Origin of the sequence: Nostoc sp. CHAB 5836 (assembly GCF_020829445.1) — a bacterium.
Taxonomy (GTDB): domain Bacteria; phylum Cyanobacteriota; class Cyanobacteriia; order Cyanobacteriales; family Nostocaceae; genus Nostoc.
On record NZ_JAIVFV010000027.1, the window covers coordinates 23683 to 42984 of the forward strand.

Sequence of the window (19302 nt, forward strand, 5' to 3'; positions counted from 1 at the left end):
CCCTTTGCGTTAAAAAAAAAGGATTTTATATGCCTTACAGAATGGATCGCCGCGCCTACGCCGAAACTTATGGCCCAACAGTAGGCGATCGCATCCGACTTGCAGACACAGAATTATTTATTGAAGTTGAACAAGATTTCACCACCTACGGCGACGAAGTAAAATTTGGCGGCGGTAAAGTCATCCGCGACGGCATGGGACAATCCCCCATTTCTAACGCCGATGGTGCTGTAGATTTAGTAATTACTAATGCCTTGATTCTCGATTGGTGGGGTATTGTCAAAGCAGATATCGGCATTAAAGATGGCAAAATTTTCAAAATTGGTAAAGCCGGAAATCCTTATATTCAAAATAATGTAGATATTATTATTGGCCCCGGAACCGAAGCTTTAGCAGGGGAAGGAATGATTCTCACTGCTGGCGGTATCGACGCCCATATTCATTTTATTTGTCCCCAACAAATTGAAGTGGCGATCGCTTCTGGGATTACCACCATGATTGGCGGCGGTACTGGCCCAGCTACAGGTACAAATGCCACTACCTGCACCCCCGGCCCTTGGAATATTTACCGAATGCTGCAAGCTGCTGATGCTTTTCCCGTCAACTTAGGATTTTTGGGTAAAGGTAACGCCAGTCAACCCCAAGGACTGGTAGAACAAGTAGCCGCCGGTGCTATGGGGTTAAAACTGCATGAAGATTGGGGAACTACACCCGCAGCAATTGATACCTGCCTCCGCGTTGCTGATGAATATGACGTGCAAGTAGCAATTCATACTGATACCCTGAACGAAGCCGGATTTGTCGAAGATACGATCGCTGCTTTCAAGAATCGTACCATCCACACCTACCACACCGAAGGCGCAGGCGGCGGACACGCACCAGATATCATCAAAGTTTGCAGCCAAGCCAACGTTCTACCATCTTCCACCAACCCCACACGTCCTTACACCGTCAACACCTTAGATGAACACCTGGATATGTTGATGGTATGCCATCACCTTGACCCTGCGATCGCTGAAGATGTCGCTTTTGCCGAATCTCGCATCCGTCGAGAAACCATTGCTGCTGAGGATATTTTGCACGACTTAGGTGCATTTAGCATGATTTCTTCCGACTCCCAGGCAATGGGAAGGGTAGGCGAAGTGATAATTCGCACTTGGCAGACATCTCACAAAATGAAGGTGCAACGCGGAAATCTTAATCCACAAGGAACAGAGCAAAAAGCAGATAATTTTCGTGCAAAAAGATATGTTGCTAAGTATACGATTAATCCGGCGATCGCTCACGGAATTGCTCAATACGTGGGTTCAGTAGAAGAGGGAAAATTAGCAGATTTATGTTTGTGGCGTCCTGCATTTTTCGGCGTGAAACCAGAGATAGTCATTAAAGGCGGAATGATTGCATGGGCGCAAATGGGCGATGCTAACGCCAGTATTCCCACACCGCAACCAGTGTATATGCGATCGATGTTTGGTAGTTTTGCTGGGGCGCGTCATGCCACATCATTAACTTTTGTTTCGCAAGCAGCTTTAGAGAAAGAAATTCCCAGCCAGCTAGGTTTACAAAAGGCAGCAGTTGCAGTTTCTGGGACACGCCAATTGAGTAAGCGGGATATGAAGCTGAATGATGCACTACCCCACATTGAAGTAGATCCAGAAACATACCAAGTCAGGGCCGATGGTGAGTTACTGATTTGTGAACCTGCGACAGTTTTACCAATGGCACAGAGATACTTTTTGTTTTAATTCATGACCGAGCAACTTACTAATTATGATAGTCCTTGGAAAGAAGTCATCGAGCTATATTTTCCCAGCTTTCTGGAATTCTTTTTCACCCAAGCTTATGCCGAAATCGACTGGAGGCGACCTTATGAATTTCTGGATACAGAACTGCAACAGCTAGAACCGGATGCAGAAATTGGGCGGCGTTTGGTCGATAAAGTTGCAAAAGTTTGGCTACTGGATGGAGAAGAAGCTTGGGTATTGGTTCATGTGGAAGTCCAAGGGCAATATGACAGCCAATTTGCTGAACGGATGTACACATATAATTACCGCTTGTTTGACCGCCATAAAAAGCGAGTTATTAGTTTAGCAGTTTTAGCAGATGAACAAGCGAATTGGCGACCTTCCAGCTACAGCTATCAACTCGGCGGATGTCGCGTCAGCTTAGAGTTTCCTGTGGCGAAACTGTTGGACTATGAGCAAGGGTGGGAAACCCTAGAGCAAACAAGCAACCCCTTTGGTGTAATTGTGATGGCGCATCTCAAAACCAAGGCAACGCAACGAAACCTAGAAAATCGGCTACAGTGGAAACTAAGCCTAGTTAGACGGTTGTATGAACAGGGATATAGCCGGGAAGATATTCGGGAACTATTTCGGTTTATCGACTGGGTGATGGTTTTGCCAAAAGAATTGGCGCTTAGTTTTAAAACAGAAGTAAGAAGTTACGAGGAGGCAGATAGAATGCGGTACGTAACTAGTATTGAAAGGCTAGCAAAAGAGGAAGGAATTGTTGAAAATGCTAGAGAAAATATCATTACAGTTCTAGAAACGCGATTTGGAGAAGTGCCAAGCTCCATTGTCGAAGTTATCAATAGCATAGAAGAACCATCTGTGCTAAAAATGCTTCATAAAAGTGCGATCGCAATTTCTTCTACAGGAGAATTCCAGCAAGTTTTAGATAGTCTCACCTCTGGAAAATAAGCGCGATCGCATGAACAGAAATGGCTGTTGATTTGGTTAAACTATTTCTAGATAATCTAAGACACTCTATTTATGTTGACAAAGTACATACAAGCTGCAATGCATCAAGCTAAGTATAAGATTTTGTCAGATGATGACAGCTTTTACGGTGAAATCGTTGGTTTCCAGGGTGTCTGGGCGAATACAGACACATTGGAAACCTGTAGAGAAGAATTAGCAGAAGTTTTGGAAGAATGGATTTTATTGCGAGTTTCCCGAAATTTGCCTTTACCCATAGTTGATGGCATTGAATTGTCAATCAAGGAAGTAGCATAGTAAAACGTTGTATCTGATATAGAAAATCATGCTACCTTTTAAGAAGAAAATTGTGACTGATGAAGCCATGCGTCCGGTAGCAGTGTTGATTGATTATCAGGACTGGCAACAAATTGAGAAGATATTAGAAGCTCATCAATCACAACAAAAACAAGAGTTTAATTTAAACGAGTATGCGGGTATAATTCAACTAACTCAAGATCCTTTGGAATATCAGCAGCAAATTAGGGATGAGTGGTGTTGACACAACCTTTAATTTTGTTAGATACAAATATAGTCTTGTACTTTTTGGGTGGTCGCTTGGTAAAACCACTACCGTCAGGACAATATTTTATTTCAGTGATTACTGAGATTGAATTACTCTCTTATCCGAGTCTCAGTCTAGAAAAAGAAACACAAATTATTGATTTTTTAAAGAAAATTACAGTTCTTAGTATTGATAATAATATCAAAAATTTAACAATCGCACTTCGCAAACAATACAAACTTAGGCTTCCTGACGCAATAATTTTAGCAACTGCAAAATATCTAAATGCAATCTTGTTTACGAATGATATAAGATTGGCTAATTTAACAGAAATTAACACTCAGGCAGTGCAAATTGTGTAATTGGTGCGATCGCTTGTTTCGAGGTGATAATTCAAAGCTTATCAGCAATAATTTTATCCTTGGTAATTTCTTCATTGCTTGATATCTTTCTATTTAACGTCTTTAAACATAAATCCGCTTTCAAAAGGTGCGTCGGGATTTCTTTCTACTTTGACAAGAACAGGTTTTTGTTCGCGATCGCCTTTATTATCAAATTTGAGTCGATTTCCTGAAGTTTCGTTTGGTGAAAGATTAACAGATTTGAGGTTTTGTAAGACGGTCTGACGAGTGGGATTGTTAGACATAGAAATAGCTTTAATAAAAGCCTGAGTCGCATCATAAGTGGTAGCTGTGCGCCAGCTAATCTGCCCTCCCCATCTTTCTTTAGCTTCATCTGCAAATTTTTTTGAGTTTTCTTCCTTTGCAAACCAGGGTACAGCTAAAACCAAACCTTCAATAGCTTCTCCACTTGATCTCAAAATCTCTTGATTATACAAAGTATCTGCTCCCAGCAGAGGTAACTTTTTGCCTTCTTGATTTATCAACCTTTTTTGAGCGCGAGTGATTTCAATCACCACAGAAATCAACTCTGGATTCGGAAACAAAATAACTGCATCGGCTTGATCGTCGAATGTACTAAGTAATATTTCAGCAGAAGCATTTAGTGTTGGAAGAGCCAAATTTATGTTTCGTATAACTTTTCCACCACTATTTTGAAATGATTTTTCAAACTCTTGCTCTAGACTTTTACTATAATTATTTTCAGGATTATCGAAGATCACAACTTTTCTGTAACCCTTAGATATTGCATAATCTGCTAATCTTTTACTAATTGCTTTATTAGAGGTTACTGTTCTAAAAAAGCTCTTACTCTTTAGTGTGGTACTTGTACTTGATGGAGATATCATGGCTATGCCAGCCTTCTCATACTCAGGTAGTGCCGCTTCACTCTTTGTACTAGTGTAGTGTCCAATCACTCCTAGAACGTTTCGGTCTTTAGTTAGCTCCTGAGCAACTTTTTTAGCTTGAGTTTGATTATTACGATCATCGGCAATTACGATATTTAATAATCGACTATTCACTCCCCCTGAAATATTGAAACTATCCTGCGCTTGTGCAATCCCTCGCAAGATTTCTTGAGCAATTTCTATTCTAGTAGCCACAGGTAAAGCCACTGCCAAAGTCAGGGGATTGCCTTTGTCATATGCTTTGGCATTGTTGTAAAAAATTTGTAACTCTGGGTCTCTAGGAGAGGCTTGTATAGCTTTTTTAAAATTCTCAACAGCTTGGGAGTAATTCTTATTTTTGAAAGCTTCAAAACCCCGAGCGCGATTAAAATTTTCATTTCCTTTAAAGAGAGTACGCTCGCCTTGGCTAAATAGTTCTGGCTCTGCTTGATAAGGAATGAATAAAGCTGTAATATTTTGCCGGAATTGCCATGTGGCTATTGGTGTCAGTACCAGTATTGAAGCAAGTACTAATATTAGGCGTTGCTGTCTCCTTGTTGCCAATTCTTGGCTATTATATAAAAATTGATAGTCTATACCAGCCAAGTCTATAGCTTTTGCCCATACTTGAGCTTGTCGTAATTTATTGCCACGCAACAGCTTGGAATTATCCTGACGATTAGAATTTTGCCATGCTTCAATCTCATGATGATAGGGACGTAAATCTGTTAGCGTTTTATTAATCCAGTCTTTGTTAAAAACCGCTTCGTAAATAGGGTTATAAACCTTTAATTTGCCCTGTCGCTGGACTACCAATCCTGAAAGCCGCAATTCCATTTGTTCGGAACTATCATCAGCAGAAATTTCTTTTTTTTGTAAAAGTCTGCTGTAAATTTCTAGCAGTTTAATTGTAAGCTGCTTATCCCGCAAAATGCGATCGCTTATTGTCTTCAAATGCTCGGGATGATCTTGATCTTGCCAGTTTTCGATCAGACGCGATCGCACCAACTCTTCTACTCCCGATACCTCCATACCATTTGGAACGAGATTACAAAGCTTCTGGGTGAGAAATGGTTGCCCACCAGTCCAATTTAAAATCTCTTCCAGCACTGCTTGAGAAGCGCTAACTTTTCCTTCCAAACCTTTAGCTAATAGCTTGGCTTCTGGGAATTTAAACCCATTTAATTCAATCGCTCTACCAATATTAAATGGTGTGCGCTTTTTATCTTGAATCAAATATGATGGAGTCGCCACACCCAATAGACAAAATGTCAGGCGTTTGTATACTGGTTTATCAACACGCTGGTTATAGCAGAAGCGAATTAAAGCAAAAAAATCGTCTGTGGAAAAATTCTTTAGGCTCAGAACAATATCGATTTCATCGACAAAAATCACAATTTTCCCGGAAATATGCTTGAGTAAAATTTCCTCAAGAAATTTGCTCAAATGCTGCACTCGTGACAATAATTGTGGACGATTCCACCAACTAGCTAAATCAAAATGTTCATATAAGTTCAGACTGCTAATTAGACTATTTATTACCCCTTTGTACCATTGCTCTTGGGTAATATCTGTACCAATCTCGTTCAAGTCGATCGCTGCACAAGTAATTCCGTCAGTCTGCAACCGTTCCATAATTCTTACTCGCAGACTGGATTTACCCATTTGTCGTGAGTTTAAGACATAACAAAACTGCCCCGCCATCAAGCCTTGGTACAAGTCTTCATCTGCTTGTCGCGTTACGTAAGTAGGGGCATCAGGTGGTAAACTGCCCCCAACCTGGTATTCATAGTTTGGTACAGCATCTGGGGAAGTTGACATCATTACAACCCTAAGCGATCGCAAAAATACTGACGATACAAGTCACACAACGGCAGAACATCACTGCGTATGTATTTCACCAGTCCCATGTTCCGCAACTTAGACGCTTTCCCTGCATCTATTCTAACTGGCCCCTTGGCAATAACTACTTGCCTCATGGCTTGCCGCAGTTCTGGATTATCCTGCAAATTTGACAAATGGCGCAGCAGGTGGTCGCCGTATAAACCTTCTTCGGTGGGTGCAATTTGCAATAATTCTGTCAACGTCAGATCACCCTGCGCTATTGTATATAGTGCCTTCTTCACCAGCCAAGGATGCCCACCCACCATCGCCATCAGTTGGGCGACTTGCTCTCTATTCCAATAAAGTTTGAAGTGTTGTGCCAATTTCTGGATCTGCACCTCATTTAACTCTCGTATTTCAATGAGCTTACCTACATTGAACGGCGATCTATTGGTATCTATGGGAATGTAATCTTCTTTAGAATAGGCAATTACCAATCGGAGTTTTTGCCAAATAGGCTTAGTCCTGGACTTCTCACACCAAGCTCGTAGTAATGGCAGAAAATTACCAGCGATCGCCGGATATTGGAATATAAAATCAACGTTATCCAATCCCAAAACCAGAGGACTACTAATTGCTTGTAACAAATATTTTTCAAAATAGTTTGTACAGTTGCTATTGCTACTTAGTACACCTACCCAAATTTCAGCTAGGTTATTCGGTAGATGCAAATCTTCAACTATGTAGCTACAAAACCACTGCAAGAACCGTTCTAGAGTATTGAATACTTCTTTTTCTGGCTCTTGAAAGTCCACTCGCACCGCTTGATAGCCTTGCTGAGTCCCATAATGGAGAATCTGGGTCATTAAGTAGGTTTTGCCCCATTGCAAGGGAGCCTTTATCCGAATTAATGCTCCTGGCTTATCAATCTCTTTAAAACAATCAGAATAAAAAGCTTGATCAAAAAACAGAAGTTCCTGTTCTGAAAATGTTTCTGGATGCAGCAAACTTGACAATTCAGCCCAATTTTCTTGAACTGTGGTTAATGGTACAGCTAATCCCCCTTGGGTATTGTCGTAAGCGGCGATCATCCCAACTACTGCTTTGAGTTGAATATCAAACACAGGAGAACCACTATAGCCACCGATAATCTGTTGTGCGTCTGCCATTACCCGCAACCGTAACATTGATAAGTTACTAAAATCGGCATGGGAATTGGCATCCGTGATATTGCCTTCAATGGTTCCGCCTTCTGGGAAGTCAGAACGCCCATAGCCAATTGAGCGAAATTGATTTCCTGGCTCAAAAGTTAGCGATAAAGGTACACCTTGGCCTTGATAACCAGATAATTGCAATATGGCGAAATCATCACGGGTGCGATCGCCTAAATAAACCAACTCAACCCCTTGCCCATTGACTCGCACTTCTTCCCAACCCCCTGCTGACTCAACTACATGGGCGCAGGTGAGTAAATATCCATTGGGTGAGATAAAAAAGCCCGTGCCTTGGATGTAACCTCCTGGGGTAGCGATCGCCACGGTACAAGCTTTAACTAATTCCCAATTCATGAAAATTTATTACTTGTTTTCTTCGAGTGCCAGTTTCCAAGTTATTTTCACCTTCAGCGATGCTTGACCAGTGGATTCGACCACATAGACTGAGCCTTTGGCGGTAAAATTCACCCCAAACTCAACTTCTCCGCTTACGGGTTGTGATTCTTGCTGCAAGGTACGAAACGCCTTGGTAATTGGGCGACACCCACGAACAATCAAATCCTTAACTGCATCGAAGTTAGCCTCTACTTTCTCTATAGGTAACTCACCAGTGGGCGATACACGACCTACGGATGCATCTGGTAGCTCAACTGCTACCAAAATTGTGCCGCCATCCTCTGTATTTAGTTCTAGAAGCTTACGAGTCATAATTTAATTAACTTGTGGCTATCTGTTAAAAAGGTAAGTAAAGTAGTTTTTAAAACGCATTTAAGTAGCTCGGCGCAATTAAAGCTAACTGGGTAAGGCTGTCATTTGTCATTGGTCATTTGTCATTAGTAAGGGTTTTAAGCTTATTTATGTTTCGTAACATAGTTGGTTTTTTTCGCACCAACGTACTTATAAATTTATTGTTCAACAATTTTTTTCGGAGGGAGTTTACCTAAAACTACTATCTAAAAAACTATACCAATAAACCAGTTTCGCTAAAAATTTACTTTTACCCCGTACCTCGCATCTATATGACTTCACAATCTTCTCGTTCTGACAAAATTCTGGTTGTTGATGACTCTCCTGATAACGTGTTTTTGATCAAAACTATTTTGGAGGAAGAAGGTTATACCATTAGCACCGCAGAAAATGGGATTTCGGCCTTAGCAGAATTGAAAGCATCGCCTTGTGATTTGGTTCTACTGGATCTAATGATGCCAGGTATGGATGGGTACGAAGTTACCAAGCACATTCGGGGAAAAATGAAATTGCCGCAATACATCCCCATATTGCTGATTACTGCCCACGATGCGCCCAACGTCGCCCACGGCTTAGACTTGGGTGCTGATGATTTTATCCGCAAACCTGTAACAGTAGATGAATTGCTGGCACGAGTGCGATCGCTCCTGCGTTTGAAGCATAGTATGGATGAACGTGATAAAATTGCCCGTCAGCGAGAAGATTTTGTCTCCCGCCTCACCCATGACTTACGCACTCCCTTAGTAGCCGCCGATCGGATGTTGATGCTATTTCAACAAGGTGCGTTGGGAGCATTATCACCACAAATGCAAGAAGTAATCGCGATCATGGCCCGTAGCAATATCAACCTGCTTTCTATGGTGAATACTTTATTAGAAGTTTATCGTTTTGAAGCAGGTCGCAAAACTTTGGCATTTCAACCAGTTAATCTGGGCCAATTGCTAGAGGAAGTGACTGGAGAATTAGCACCTCTAGCTCAAGACAAAGCACTGTCCCTAAATTTAGATTTTACTGAACAGTCAAACACAGTGATGGGCGATCGCTTAGAACTGCATCGTCTATTCACCAACCTCATAGGGAATGCGATCAAATTTACTGACTCTGGGTCTATTACTATTCGTTCTACTTCTCAACGCCAGTTTGATCAAAGTAGTCAATCTCAGTTCTCTAAAAAATCCAATTCCGTTGACTACATTAGAATTGAGATAGCGGATACTGGCCCCGGTATTCCCCCTGAAGAACAAGCCACCATCTTTGAACGATTTCGCCAAGGCAGCCACAAGAGTTCTGGTAGTGGCTTAGGACTGTATCTTGCTCGCCGAATTGTCGAGGCACATCAAGGCATTATTCTGCTTAATTCAGAGTTGGACAAAGGTAGTGTATTTATTGTGCTTCTACCCACCCAAATATGAGAAAATTAGTAATTATAAATTATGGATTTTAGATTTTTTTTGGAGAAATTCATGATTTATAATCTTACTATTATTTACCGATAACTTAAAGTAAATATTCCAATTGTAACAACAAACACTAAAAAACAAATAGTTTTTAATAGGACAAAATCATGGTTACCACTGAATTACGCAACATTGACAATATTATCGACAATCAACGTGATTTTTTTAAAACTGGCAAAACTAAAGATGTCACTTTTCGCATTGAACAACTCCAAAATCTCAAGCAAGCAATTATTGAGCATGAACGGTCAATAGTCGAGGCATTACAAGCAGATTTACATAAGCCAGAATTGGAGAGTTACCTGACAGAAATCGGCGTAATTAAGGAAATTGATTATGCTATAAAACATCTGAAAAACTGGACTAAGCCCAAAAAAGCAGCCGTTTCCTTTGATTTTTTTTCATACTCAGCCCAAATTTATCCAGAGCCGCTAGGGGTTGTCTTAATTATTGGGCCTTGGAACTATCCATTTAACTTAATTATCTCACCCTTAGTAGGTGCGATCGCAGCTGGTAACTGTGCAATTATTAAACCTTCAGAAATTGCTTCTCATACCTCCCATATCATCGCTGAAATTATTGCCAAACATTTTGACCCTGCTTATATTGCAGTAGTTGAAGGAGGGGTGGAAGCAAGTCAAAAACTACTTGCAGAAAAGTTTGACCATATCTTTTTTACCGGTGGGACAGCCGTAGGCAAAATCATCATGGCAGCTGCGGCAAAATATCTCACCCCAGTTACTTTAGAATTGGGTGGTAAAAGTCCTTGTATAGTAGATACTGACATTAATCTTGAACACACTATCAGACGAATTACTTGGGGAAAATTTATTAATGCTGGACAAACTTGTATCGCCCCTGACTATCTTTTAGTTAATAAAACAATCAAAAAAGATTTAATAGATGGGCTGAAAAAATGCGTAAAAGAATTTTATGGCGATAATCCAGCAAACAGTCCTGATTATGCCAGGATTATCAGTCAAAAACACTTTGATAGACTGGTGAATTTTCTCAGAGACGGTGAAGTTATCATCGGTGGAGAAAATCAACCTTCAGAGCGTTATATCGCCCCGACAGTGATTGATAATGTCTCTTTGGAAGATTCTGTAATGCAGGAAGAAATTTTTGGCCCCATCCTACCTGTAATTGAATATACTGACATTGCAGAAGCGATCGCCTTGATTAACTCTAAACCCAAACCCTTAGCGTTATACTTATTTTCTCAAAACAAAAACCTGCAAAAGCGAGTTTTACAGGAAACTTCATCTGGTGGAGTCTGTATTAATGACACAGCTATGCAGTTTGGTGTCTCGTCTTTACCATTTGGTGGAGTAGGAGATAGCGGTATTGGCAACTATCACGGCAAAGCTAGTTTTGACACCTTTTCTCATCACAAAAGTGTATTGCAAAACTCTTTCTGGCTAGATTTAAAATGGCGATACGCTCCATATGAAGGGAAATTGCCACTAATTAAGAAACTTCTGGGTTAAAAGTTATGAGTTATGAGTTATGAGTTATGAGTTATGAGTTATGAATTTTTAACTCCTAACTCCCAACTCCCAACTCCTAACTCCCAACTCCCAACTCCCAACTCCCAACTCCCAACTCCCAATTCCTAACTCCTAACTCCCAACTCCTAACTCCCAACTCCCAACTCCCAACTCCCAACTTTTAAAACCCAAAAGCATTACTGTAACGCTCCTCAGCCCAAGGTTCGCCACGGCGATGGTAGCCATTACGCTCCCAAAAACCAAGTTCTTCACCAGCTAAAAATTCCAAACCATTAATCCACTTAGCACTTTTCCAAGCATATAAATGGGGAACAACAAGCCGCATCGGCCCACCGTGTTCAGATGGAAGGTCTTCACCAAAGACTTTAAAAGCAAAGAAGTTTTCTTCGCGCATAAAATCTTCTATAGAAATATTGGTAGTGTAGCCGCCATAACAGTGTTCCATAATGTGGGCTACTTTGGGATCTAGTTCAATCAGACCCATGAAATCTGTCACTTTTATCCCAGTCCATTTGACATCGAGTTTAGACCAGCGCGTTACACAGTGGAAGTCTGCTGTGAATTCCTGTTGAGGTAGCGCCATAAAGTCTGACCAATTAAAGGTAGCAGGTTTTGCCAAACCCCAAACTCGAAATTCCCATTCTTCAGTGCTGACTTGGGGAGTTTCACCGTAAGTTAATACGGGAAAACCTTTAGCTAAGTGTTGACCAGGAGGGACGCGTTCGCTCTCTTCCTTCGCTGGTTTGTGAAAAAATTTTCCTAGCATAGTTGGAGAAAAATAAGTTTTCTCAAAGTATTTACAATCTTTTTTGCTGAGTCGCCTACAGCACCAGATGTTTTACTCTTTAAGACCCCCACTATATCGGTACTCCGATTAGTGGTGGGTGGTTGACGCTTTTCCTGAGTGGGAATTATGACTCTTCTTCCTCTTCTTCAGCAATTGGATATACAAATGTAGAACGTCCAGTCAAAATCGACTTGCCCAGAGAGAGGGCTTTCTGAGCTTCAACGACGGCTTTGTGCCTCCAGGTAGCTCGACGTTTATCTCGTTTTGATTTTGAAGTTTTCTTCTTAGGAACAGCCATGTCAGCAGATATCGCGATTTTTGACAACCTTCTTATTCTAGGCCATCGGCTGACGCGAAGGACAACAGTAAGGGACTTCCAATAAATAAATTATTCAATCTTGTGGGGTGGACATCTTGTCATTGGTGTCAACTTAAGCTAGGAATGCTTAACTGTTGCCTACATCACCCGCCTTGAACTAAAGTTCGAGGCTAATAGCTAAAGTCTACTGAAGTAGACTAAAGATTATTGGAAATATTTAGTCATCAACAGAAGACTTTTGTTATTAGCAAGGAACTGAAGTTCCTTGCGGGACATAACTTCTACGTTAAGTTGACACCAATGACATCTTGTCCGCCCATAGCCAAGGGCGCTCGTGTCGCCCACCCCACAAGAAGTAGTTGAGTATTTTTTAAATTGGAAGTCCCGAAGGGCAATTCATGAATTGCCCCTACTAAAAATCATTCTTTTCGGCTATTTTTTGGGTAAGTCCTGGCTATTTTCCAAGAAAAGTAGCGATCGCGCAGTTTTGAAATAAGTTGCCCAATTTTGGGCATCGGGGCGCCATCGCCATTGAGGACGACTGACATCTAATGTCAGAACTGGTGCGATCGCTCCATAATTTTGTACGGATACAATGATGGAAACATCTGTAACCAAGATATCTTGATCGAAGCTCCTTTGAGCAGCGGCCCTAGCGGCCGCTTCCGCCCTCCTGAGAACGGTTTCATAGCTTTCTTCCGGCAGGAGGTCAATAGCTAGATCGACTCTAGCGGTGTAAGCTCGCACAACCTGCGGTGCGATCGCTTCCGTCAAAAACCACGCAGGAACAGTAGATATAAGCAAAACTACTAAAGGAATTATCCGGATTCTTCTGGCAATTTGGCTAATAACTGAAAAGGGAGTGATCGATGATGGTAGGTGAGCAGAAATCTTGCTCATGACCTTCTATCTCCTTAATGATGATCTGTTATTGAAATTAGGTAAAAGGTATTTTCCGGTCTAAAGACGTAATAAAAATTACATTTTAACTTAAGACTCGATCAGAATCACTTAGACTATAAGACATAGGTTAGCTTTGTTTTTTGGGCAAAGCCAACCGCAATTTTAAGACCAGCAAACAATAACCGATAAAGAGCGGGATGGCAAATTACTGGGCGATCGCGATTGGCATCAATCAATATCAGTTATTTCAACCTTTAAGTTGTGCCCAAGCGGATGCTGAGGCACTAGAAACATTTTTGGTGACAGAGGCAGGTTTTCTCCCCAAGCACTGTCTAGTCATGACGGATACTTCGCCGCCCATTGACCATAGGTCAACTTATCCCACGAGGGAGAATATTTTGCTGCTGCTTGAGGATTTGGCAGCAACAAGTTGGCAACCGGAAGACTATCTGTGGTTATTCTTTAGCGGTTATGGAGTCAACTACAAGGGCAAAGATTACTTAATGCCAGTAGAGGGCAATCCCGAACTTGTGCAAGAGACTGGCATAGAATTGCGATCGCTAATGCAAAGTCTGCAACTTGCTGACTTAAATGTATTGCTACTACTCGATATCAACCGCGCTTTTGGCACCCAAGCGGATGCTCCTGTTGGTGAAGAAACAATAGAATTAGCCCAAGAACTACAACTCGCGACAATTCTTTCTTGTCAACCAGAGCAATTTTCCCATGAAACTAGCGAACTAGGTCACGGATTCTTTACAGCAGTTTTGTTAGAAGCTTTGCGTTCTGGTAATGGCAACAACTTGGCAGATTTAGAAACTTACCTAAGCCTGATCATGCCAAAATTATGTCACCACCACTGGCGTCCTGTCCAAAACCCTGCCACTATCATCCCATCAAGGCAGCAAGTAATCTTGCCAAAATTGGCAATAGAAAGCGATTTTCAATCAGAAGGGGTGATTTATCCCGAAGAATCTTTTGCTGTTGCCCTTGCAGCTCCTCCCCTCGACGATTACCCTAAAAATTCAGCAGAACGGGGCAGATGGAGAGAAGCTACTGTGAACTCCTCCCAACAGACGAAGGGTCAAAAAGTCCAGGAGTCAGGTAGCGGCTTAGTTTCTCAACCAATGCCGGAAACTTCCTTGGGAGTCAATACCAGAGCAAGATTTATTCCCAATTCCTCCCAAGGCTATGTCTCGCGATTGCCAGCGAATCAGCCAAGTATCCCTTTTTGGAAACAGTTTATCTTATGGGGCGGAGGCAGCTTGCTAGTAGCTGGTTTAATCGCCGTAGTTTTTCTGCGTAATCAAGAAACTTTTAGAATTAAGCAAATATCAAGCACATCACCCAATGCTAATGTTAGCGATGTCTACGACGGGCTACGCCTACGCACTCCACCAATTAGACTCAACAACCAATCTAGCGCTCAAATCGCCTCTAGTTCTCAGTGGAAAAAGCGAAATCAAGCAGTATTAGACCTAGCGAAAATGTCGCTCAGACAAACTCAGGCTAGCGATTTGAGCATGGCGATCGCCACAGCCCGGAAAATTCGACCCGGTGAACCACTCTACGAACAAGCTCAAGAGAATATTAAGATTTGGAGTCAGATGATTTTAGATTTAGCAGAGGGTCGTGCTAAACAAAGACAGTATGCAAGCGCTATTGCTGCTGCTCGATTAATTACCAAAGATGAAGCCCCCTACGCGAAAGCACAAGCAGCAATTAACTTGTGGCGCCTAGAGGGCAAGCAATATGTGAGTAACAAAACTCTTTTAGATGCAGCTAATGCCTTAATTAAATCTGGACAGGCATCTACCTACAATCGGGCGATCGAAGTTGCCAAAAAAGTACCAGCAGGTCAACCAGGCTTCGATACTGCTCAAAAATCGATCAATAACTGGAGTGAGAAAATTTTAGACCTGGCCAAGCGTCGCGCCACCGAAGGAGAACGTAATGCCGCAATTGCGACTGCTGCTTTAGTGCCAGAAGAGACAGCCGCTTATGAAGATGCTCAGGATGCTATCCAAAAATGGCAAAAAAAATAGTAATAAATAGTTAGGAGTTAGGAGTTAGGAGTTAGGAGTTAGGAGTTAGGAGTTAGGAGTTAGGAGTTAGGAGTTAGGAGTTAAGAGTTAGGAGTTAGGGGTTAGGAGTTAGGAGTTAGGAGTTAGGGGTTTTAATTCCTCACTCCTGACTCCTCACTTTTTCCTCAGTAATCAGTATTAGCAGTACTGTGATACATCTTCGCCACATTCATCGGCTAGATAGCACATCGCTCGGAAACGTAAACCAACCACTTCTTCATATAAGGGGTTGAGCTTGCACATGGGTGGAATGTGAAAGAGGGTTCTCCCAAATAATTTGACATCGCGCTCAAAGGGACACTGAGATGGAATCAGTTTGCACAAGCGGTGAGCTAGTTGGCGATCGCGGACTTGAATATTTTCTAGCCGTTGCCGTATGGGTTGGAGAATATCCCAGTAAGGCTTAGAAGTAGAACGGTCTAGCTGGGTTGCTTTCTGGTCAATAGTCTCTGGTTGATTGATTGATACCCAGCTTGCCAGAAAAATCTTTTTTGTGGTATTGTCGAATACCTTCATGGTTAACCCTCTGTATTATTGAGGCTATTCACCTTTTTGATGAATATATACAACGTGGCAACGAACTTTCCCGGAAAAATCGCGTCCTGACTGCGATATAATCTAATGCGTAAATAGCTACTTAAGTCAGAACTTAATTTATTACTACGTCAAGTTAATCGCAAATTTCTGGGGATCGGTAGTGTAATATTACGATCTTGTTCATAACTTGACATAGTTTAAATTTTAATAAAGACATCCGTCCTTGGATAGGTTTTAGTGTAACATTTACAATTCTTAATATAAGCTATTTCTAAAAGTATTTTTGCTAAGTATAAAGATCAGTGATAGTCTAGTAGGCGTTTTTGCTCTCGTGTACGTCACCTGGAAATATGGTGCGTCACGGTTAAATTAGGCTTTCTCAAACCCTCAAATTCCTACACAGCCGTAACACACTCTACTTAATATTTACTTTATAAATAGGCTCTAAAGCATTCTGTAATGCCGTAGACTGAAGATATTCCCTAAGTCAAATAGAGCTGATAAGCAAGAGATTAAAATAATTCGTAATTCATAATTAAGTTTTGCAACGGGGATTTAGAAAGAGCCACAAAACTTGCCGCTTGTTAGTTGCTCTTTACTTAAACCCCCAAAATTTATTAAACTCAGAGACTTATGAAAAATATTAACTTCAACAATTTAAGCTAAAAGTATCTGCTGAACGGTCAGGGTTAATTCTGGAAATATTTGAGAAACAATCTGTTGGTTTCCAGCAAACACAAATTGCTTGTAATTGCCCTGGTCTAATAAACACACCGTTACCTTATTTTCCAGAGGGTCAACAATCCAATATTCGACCACACCTATAGCTGCATACTCAGAGGTTTTTTGATTATAGTCCCGATCAACAGATTCAAGACTAACCACCTCAACTAAAAGCGGTGGGGCAGTCTTAAGAATAGCCGAAGTACTTTCAATACTTTTTGCCTGTTGGTCGGTAATTACACAAATATCAGGTCTTCTAAGTTGTTTATTGGTCAACACCTCTGTACCGTTAGGGCGCGGTTGTAAAGGCAGTCCCATTTTTTGAATTTCTAAAAAAAAGCGAACTAACAGTAGGGTGATAATCGCCTCATGTTTGCCAGTACCAGGAGGCATTTCTACCAGCACCTCATCCTCAATTTCATAGCGCTTGTCTGTGCCATCATCAAAATTTACATACTCTTCCAGAGTATTAATTTTTATTGGTGTTTTAGTCATAGCGATCGCCTCCAATAACTATAGGCAAATACAAACCGCCCGGCTTCTGTACCCATGATAAGAGACTGTAACGCTTCTGGGTTAAGTCCAATACAGACCTAACCCCCAGCCCCAACCCTTGTAGCGTTGGGGAGTAATATTCAAAGCCTCTCTCCTTTTAGGAGAGAGGAATGGAAGTGAGGTCAGAGTCTATGAGACATCTGGTGAAATTAAATATGCGTTACCCAGAACCCTTGTAGAGACGTAGCACTGCTACGTCAAAACAATTCTTTTTCACCAGATGTCTACTGCATATAAACCAGAAGGGCAAAGACTTTCAGAAAAACTCTGCGTCTGTGTCGCCTCTGCGTTAAATTGTTATCTAAGCCTACGATGCTACTTGAGCAGCAGTTCTAGTCCGCCGTCTTCTCCCATCAGCAACTTTTACAGGCGGCTCATCAGGGATTTGCATCAACAAAGTAACAGATGGCTGACATTGCAATTCTCGACGGATGGAACGTTGCAATTCTCGTTCTAAAGTTCCTTGCAATCCACCCCAGTCTATATCTGCTGCTTGACCTTCCCCAGGGGCGAATTCTGACCAGCGCACAGTGAGGATTTCTTCAATGCGTTGTTTTAGCCAGGTTTGTAGGAGCGATCGCTCTACACTTGTCACTACACCCCGGAGGTGGATTTCTGGTTTTGCCAACAGTTTACCATTCCAATCAATGGCAGCTGCAATGGTAATAATGCCTTCTGAAGCCATGCGTTGCCGTTCTTGCAATACTTTGGCACTGACCATACCCGAACTCGTAGTATCCACCAGTTCGATACCAGATGGCACTTTCCCAGCGACGCCAATAGCATCTTCAGTCAGTTCAACGATATCACCATTCTGAATAATGATCATATTTTCGGCGGGAATGCCCATACTCTGAGCCGTTTCTGCGTGCTTCACCAGCATCCGATGTTCGCCGTGAAATGGTACAAAGAATTTCGGTCGAGTTAAGGCAATCATCAGTTTTTGTTCTTCCTGACAGCCATGACCGGAGACGTGAATCCCTTTATCCCGCCCATAGACTACTTTCGCTCCCTGAATCATCAACTTATCGATGGTGTTGACTACGGCGATCGTATTTCCGGGAATTGGGTTAGCAGAGAATACTACTGTATCTCCTTGGCGGATTTTAATGTGAGGATGTTCTTTGTTGGCAATGCGGGTCATTGCTGCCATCGTTTCACCCTGAGACCCTGTAGTTAAAATTAAAACTTTTTCGTCAGGTAGATTGCGGACTGCATGCAATGGTTGCAGCAGATTATCTTCACACTTGATGTAACCTAAATTGCGAGCATGAGCAATCAAGTTCAGCATGGAACGCCCTACAACCGTCACTACACGGTTCTGCTTCTTGGCGATATCCAAAATCATGTTGATGCGATGCACACTCGAAGCAAAGGTAGTGACAAATAATCGCCCAGTAGCTTGACTAAATACTCTCTCCAGATTGGGATAAACTGAACGCTCAGAAGGTGTAAATCCTGGCACTTCTGAGTTTGTGGAATCACTTAGTAAGCAAAGAACGCCTTTTTCACCATGTTCTGCTAGGCGTTGCAAGTCGAACTTTTCACCATCCACTGGGGTATGGTCAATTTTAAAATCCCCTGTGTGAATGACTACACCAAGGGGAGTATGAATGGCAACAGTAAAACTATCAGCGATGGAATGGGTGTTACGGATATATTCGACTAAAAAGTTTTTGCCAATCCGCACGACATCACGGGGTAGAACAGTTCTGATTTCTGTGCGATCGCGGACTCCTGCTTCTTCGAGTTTACCCTCTAGCATTGCCATTGCTAGCCTGGGGCCATAAATCACGGGGATATCAAATTGCTTGAGATGAAAAGCAATCCCGCCAATATGGTCTTCATGACCATGAGTAACAATCATCCCTTTAATTTTGTGGCGATTTTCCCGCAGATAGGTCGTATCTGGTAGAACAATATTTACTCCATGCATCGCCTCTGTGGGAAAAGCCAATCCTGCATCTAACAAGATAATTTCATCGTCATATTCAAAAAGACAGGTATTCTTACCAATTTCATGCAACCCGCCCAAAGGAATAATTTTCAAGGCGGAATTATTAGCTTCGTTTTTAGCCATTTTCTCCTT

The 19302-nt window shown here is 41.8% G+C and carries 17 protein-coding genes; 8 read left to right on the forward strand and 9 right to left on the reverse strand.

Annotation, left to right across the window (positions count from 1 at the left end; all coding sequences use genetic code 11):
- The first annotated feature begins 29 nt into the window (after positions 1-29).
- The 5 genes from ureC to LC605_RS08240 all read left to right on the forward strand — a co-directional run bounded on the left by ureC (position 30) and on the right by LC605_RS08240 (position 3626).
- Positions 30-1745 carry an urease subunit alpha gene (ureC, locus tag LC605_RS08220; RefSeq protein WP_229547077.1) on the forward strand — a complete coding sequence of 572 codons (1716 nt, stop codon included), beginning with the start codon at positions 30-32 and terminating at the stop codon, positions 1743-1745.
- A gap of 3 nt (positions 1746-1748) precedes the next feature.
- Positions 1749-2702, forward strand: coding sequence for a transposase (locus LC605_RS08225; protein WP_229547078.1), 954 nt, complete (start codon positions 1749-1751; stop codon positions 2700-2702).
- A 72-nt stretch (positions 2703-2774) separates the two neighbouring features.
- Positions 2775-3017: a type II toxin-antitoxin system HicB family antitoxin gene (locus LC605_RS08230; RefSeq protein ID WP_229547079.1), complete on the forward strand. Its 243-nt coding sequence runs from the start codon at positions 2775-2777 to the stop codon at positions 3015-3017.
- A 28-nt stretch (positions 3018-3045) separates the two neighbouring features.
- Entirely contained in the window at positions 3046-3261 is a 216-nt protein-coding gene (locus LC605_RS08235) for a hypothetical protein (RefSeq protein WP_229547080.1), read from the forward strand.
- Positions 3255-3626, forward strand: a complete 372-nt coding sequence (locus LC605_RS08240; protein ID WP_229547081.1) for a type II toxin-antitoxin system VapC family toxin — start codon at positions 3255-3257, stop codon at positions 3624-3626. The genes LC605_RS08235 and LC605_RS08240 overlap by 7 nt, the downstream gene beginning before the upstream one ends.
- Positions 3627-3715: 89 nt before the next feature.
- On the opposite strand, the gene LC605_RS08245 is transcribed toward LC605_RS08240, so the two are convergent.
- The 3 genes from LC605_RS08245 to LC605_RS08255 are packed head-to-tail and all read right to left on the reverse strand — an operon-like array spanning position 3716 to position 8298.
- Positions 3716-6373, reverse strand: a complete 2658-nt coding sequence (locus tag LC605_RS08245) for an AAA-like domain-containing protein (RefSeq protein WP_306426850.1) — start codon at positions 6371-6373, stop codon at positions 3716-3718.
- A 2-nt stretch (positions 6374-6375) separates the two neighbouring features.
- A complete protein-coding gene (locus LC605_RS08250; protein WP_229547083.1) occupies positions 6376-7944 on the reverse strand; it encodes an AAA-like domain-containing protein in 1569 nt (522 codons plus the stop codon).
- A 9-nt stretch (positions 7945-7953) separates the two neighbouring features.
- The gene (locus LC605_RS08255; RefSeq protein ID WP_229547084.1) at positions 7954-8298 is read right to left on the reverse strand and encodes a CU044_2847 family protein; all 345 of its coding nucleotides are present in this window, start codon (positions 8296-8298) and stop codon (positions 7954-7956) included.
- Between the two features lie 311 nt (positions 8299-8609).
- On the opposite strand from LC605_RS08255, the gene LC605_RS08260 reads away from it, so the two are divergent.
- Both LC605_RS08260 and LC605_RS08265 read left to right on the forward strand, forming a co-directional pair.
- Positions 8610-9749 (forward strand): hybrid sensor histidine kinase/response regulator, encoded by a 1140-nt coding sequence (locus tag LC605_RS08260; protein WP_229547085.1) that lies wholly within the window; start codon positions 8610-8612, stop codon positions 9747-9749.
- 152 nt (positions 9750-9901) lie between these two features.
- Positions 9902-11284 carry an aldehyde dehydrogenase gene (locus tag LC605_RS08265; protein ID WP_229547086.1) on the forward strand — a complete coding sequence of 461 codons (1383 nt, stop codon included), beginning with the start codon at positions 9902-9904 and terminating at the stop codon, positions 11282-11284.
- A gap of 181 nt (positions 11285-11465) precedes the next feature.
- Here the strand turns inward: LC605_RS08265 and LC605_RS08270 are convergent, their stop codons facing one another.
- From LC605_RS08270 to LC605_RS08280, 3 genes are all read right to left on the reverse strand, one after another.
- Complete coding sequence (locus LC605_RS08270) at positions 11466-12071, reverse strand: sulfite oxidase-like oxidoreductase (RefSeq protein ID WP_229547087.1); 606 nt, start codon at positions 12069-12071, stop codon at positions 11466-11468.
- Between the two features lie 145 nt (positions 12072-12216).
- A complete protein-coding gene (rpmF, locus tag LC605_RS08275; RefSeq protein WP_229547104.1) occupies positions 12217-12390 on the reverse strand; it encodes a 50S ribosomal protein L32 in 174 nt (57 codons plus the stop codon).
- A gap of 453 nt (positions 12391-12843) precedes the next feature.
- Positions 12844-13311 (reverse strand): hypothetical protein, encoded by a 468-nt coding sequence (locus LC605_RS08280; RefSeq protein ID WP_229547088.1) that lies wholly within the window; start codon positions 13309-13311, stop codon positions 12844-12846.
- Positions 13312-13511: 200 nt separating this feature from the next.
- On the opposite strand from LC605_RS08280, the gene LC605_RS08285 reads away from it, so the two are divergent.
- Complete coding sequence (locus LC605_RS08285; protein WP_229547089.1) at positions 13512-15359, forward strand: caspase family protein; 1848 nt, start codon at positions 13512-13514, stop codon at positions 15357-15359.
- 177 nt (positions 15360-15536) lie between these two features.
- Here LC605_RS08285 and LC605_RS08290 read toward each other — a convergent pair whose 3' ends face one another.
- The 3 genes from LC605_RS08290 to LC605_RS08300 form a co-directional block, all read right to left on the reverse strand.
- Positions 15537-15914, reverse strand: a complete 378-nt coding sequence (locus LC605_RS08290; RefSeq protein ID WP_229547090.1) for a Mo-dependent nitrogenase C-terminal domain-containing protein — start codon at positions 15912-15914, stop codon at positions 15537-15539.
- Positions 15915-16592: 678 nt separating this feature from the next.
- Positions 16593-17153 carry a Uma2 family endonuclease gene (locus LC605_RS08295; RefSeq protein WP_229547091.1) on the reverse strand — a complete coding sequence of 187 codons (561 nt, stop codon included), beginning with the start codon at positions 17151-17153 and terminating at the stop codon, positions 16593-16595.
- A 367-nt stretch (positions 17154-17520) separates the two neighbouring features.
- On the reverse strand, positions 17521-19293 hold the full coding sequence (locus LC605_RS08300) for a ribonuclease J (protein WP_229547092.1): 1773 nt from the start codon (positions 19291-19293) through the stop codon (positions 17521-17523).
- Positions 19294-19302: the final 9 nt, after the last annotated feature.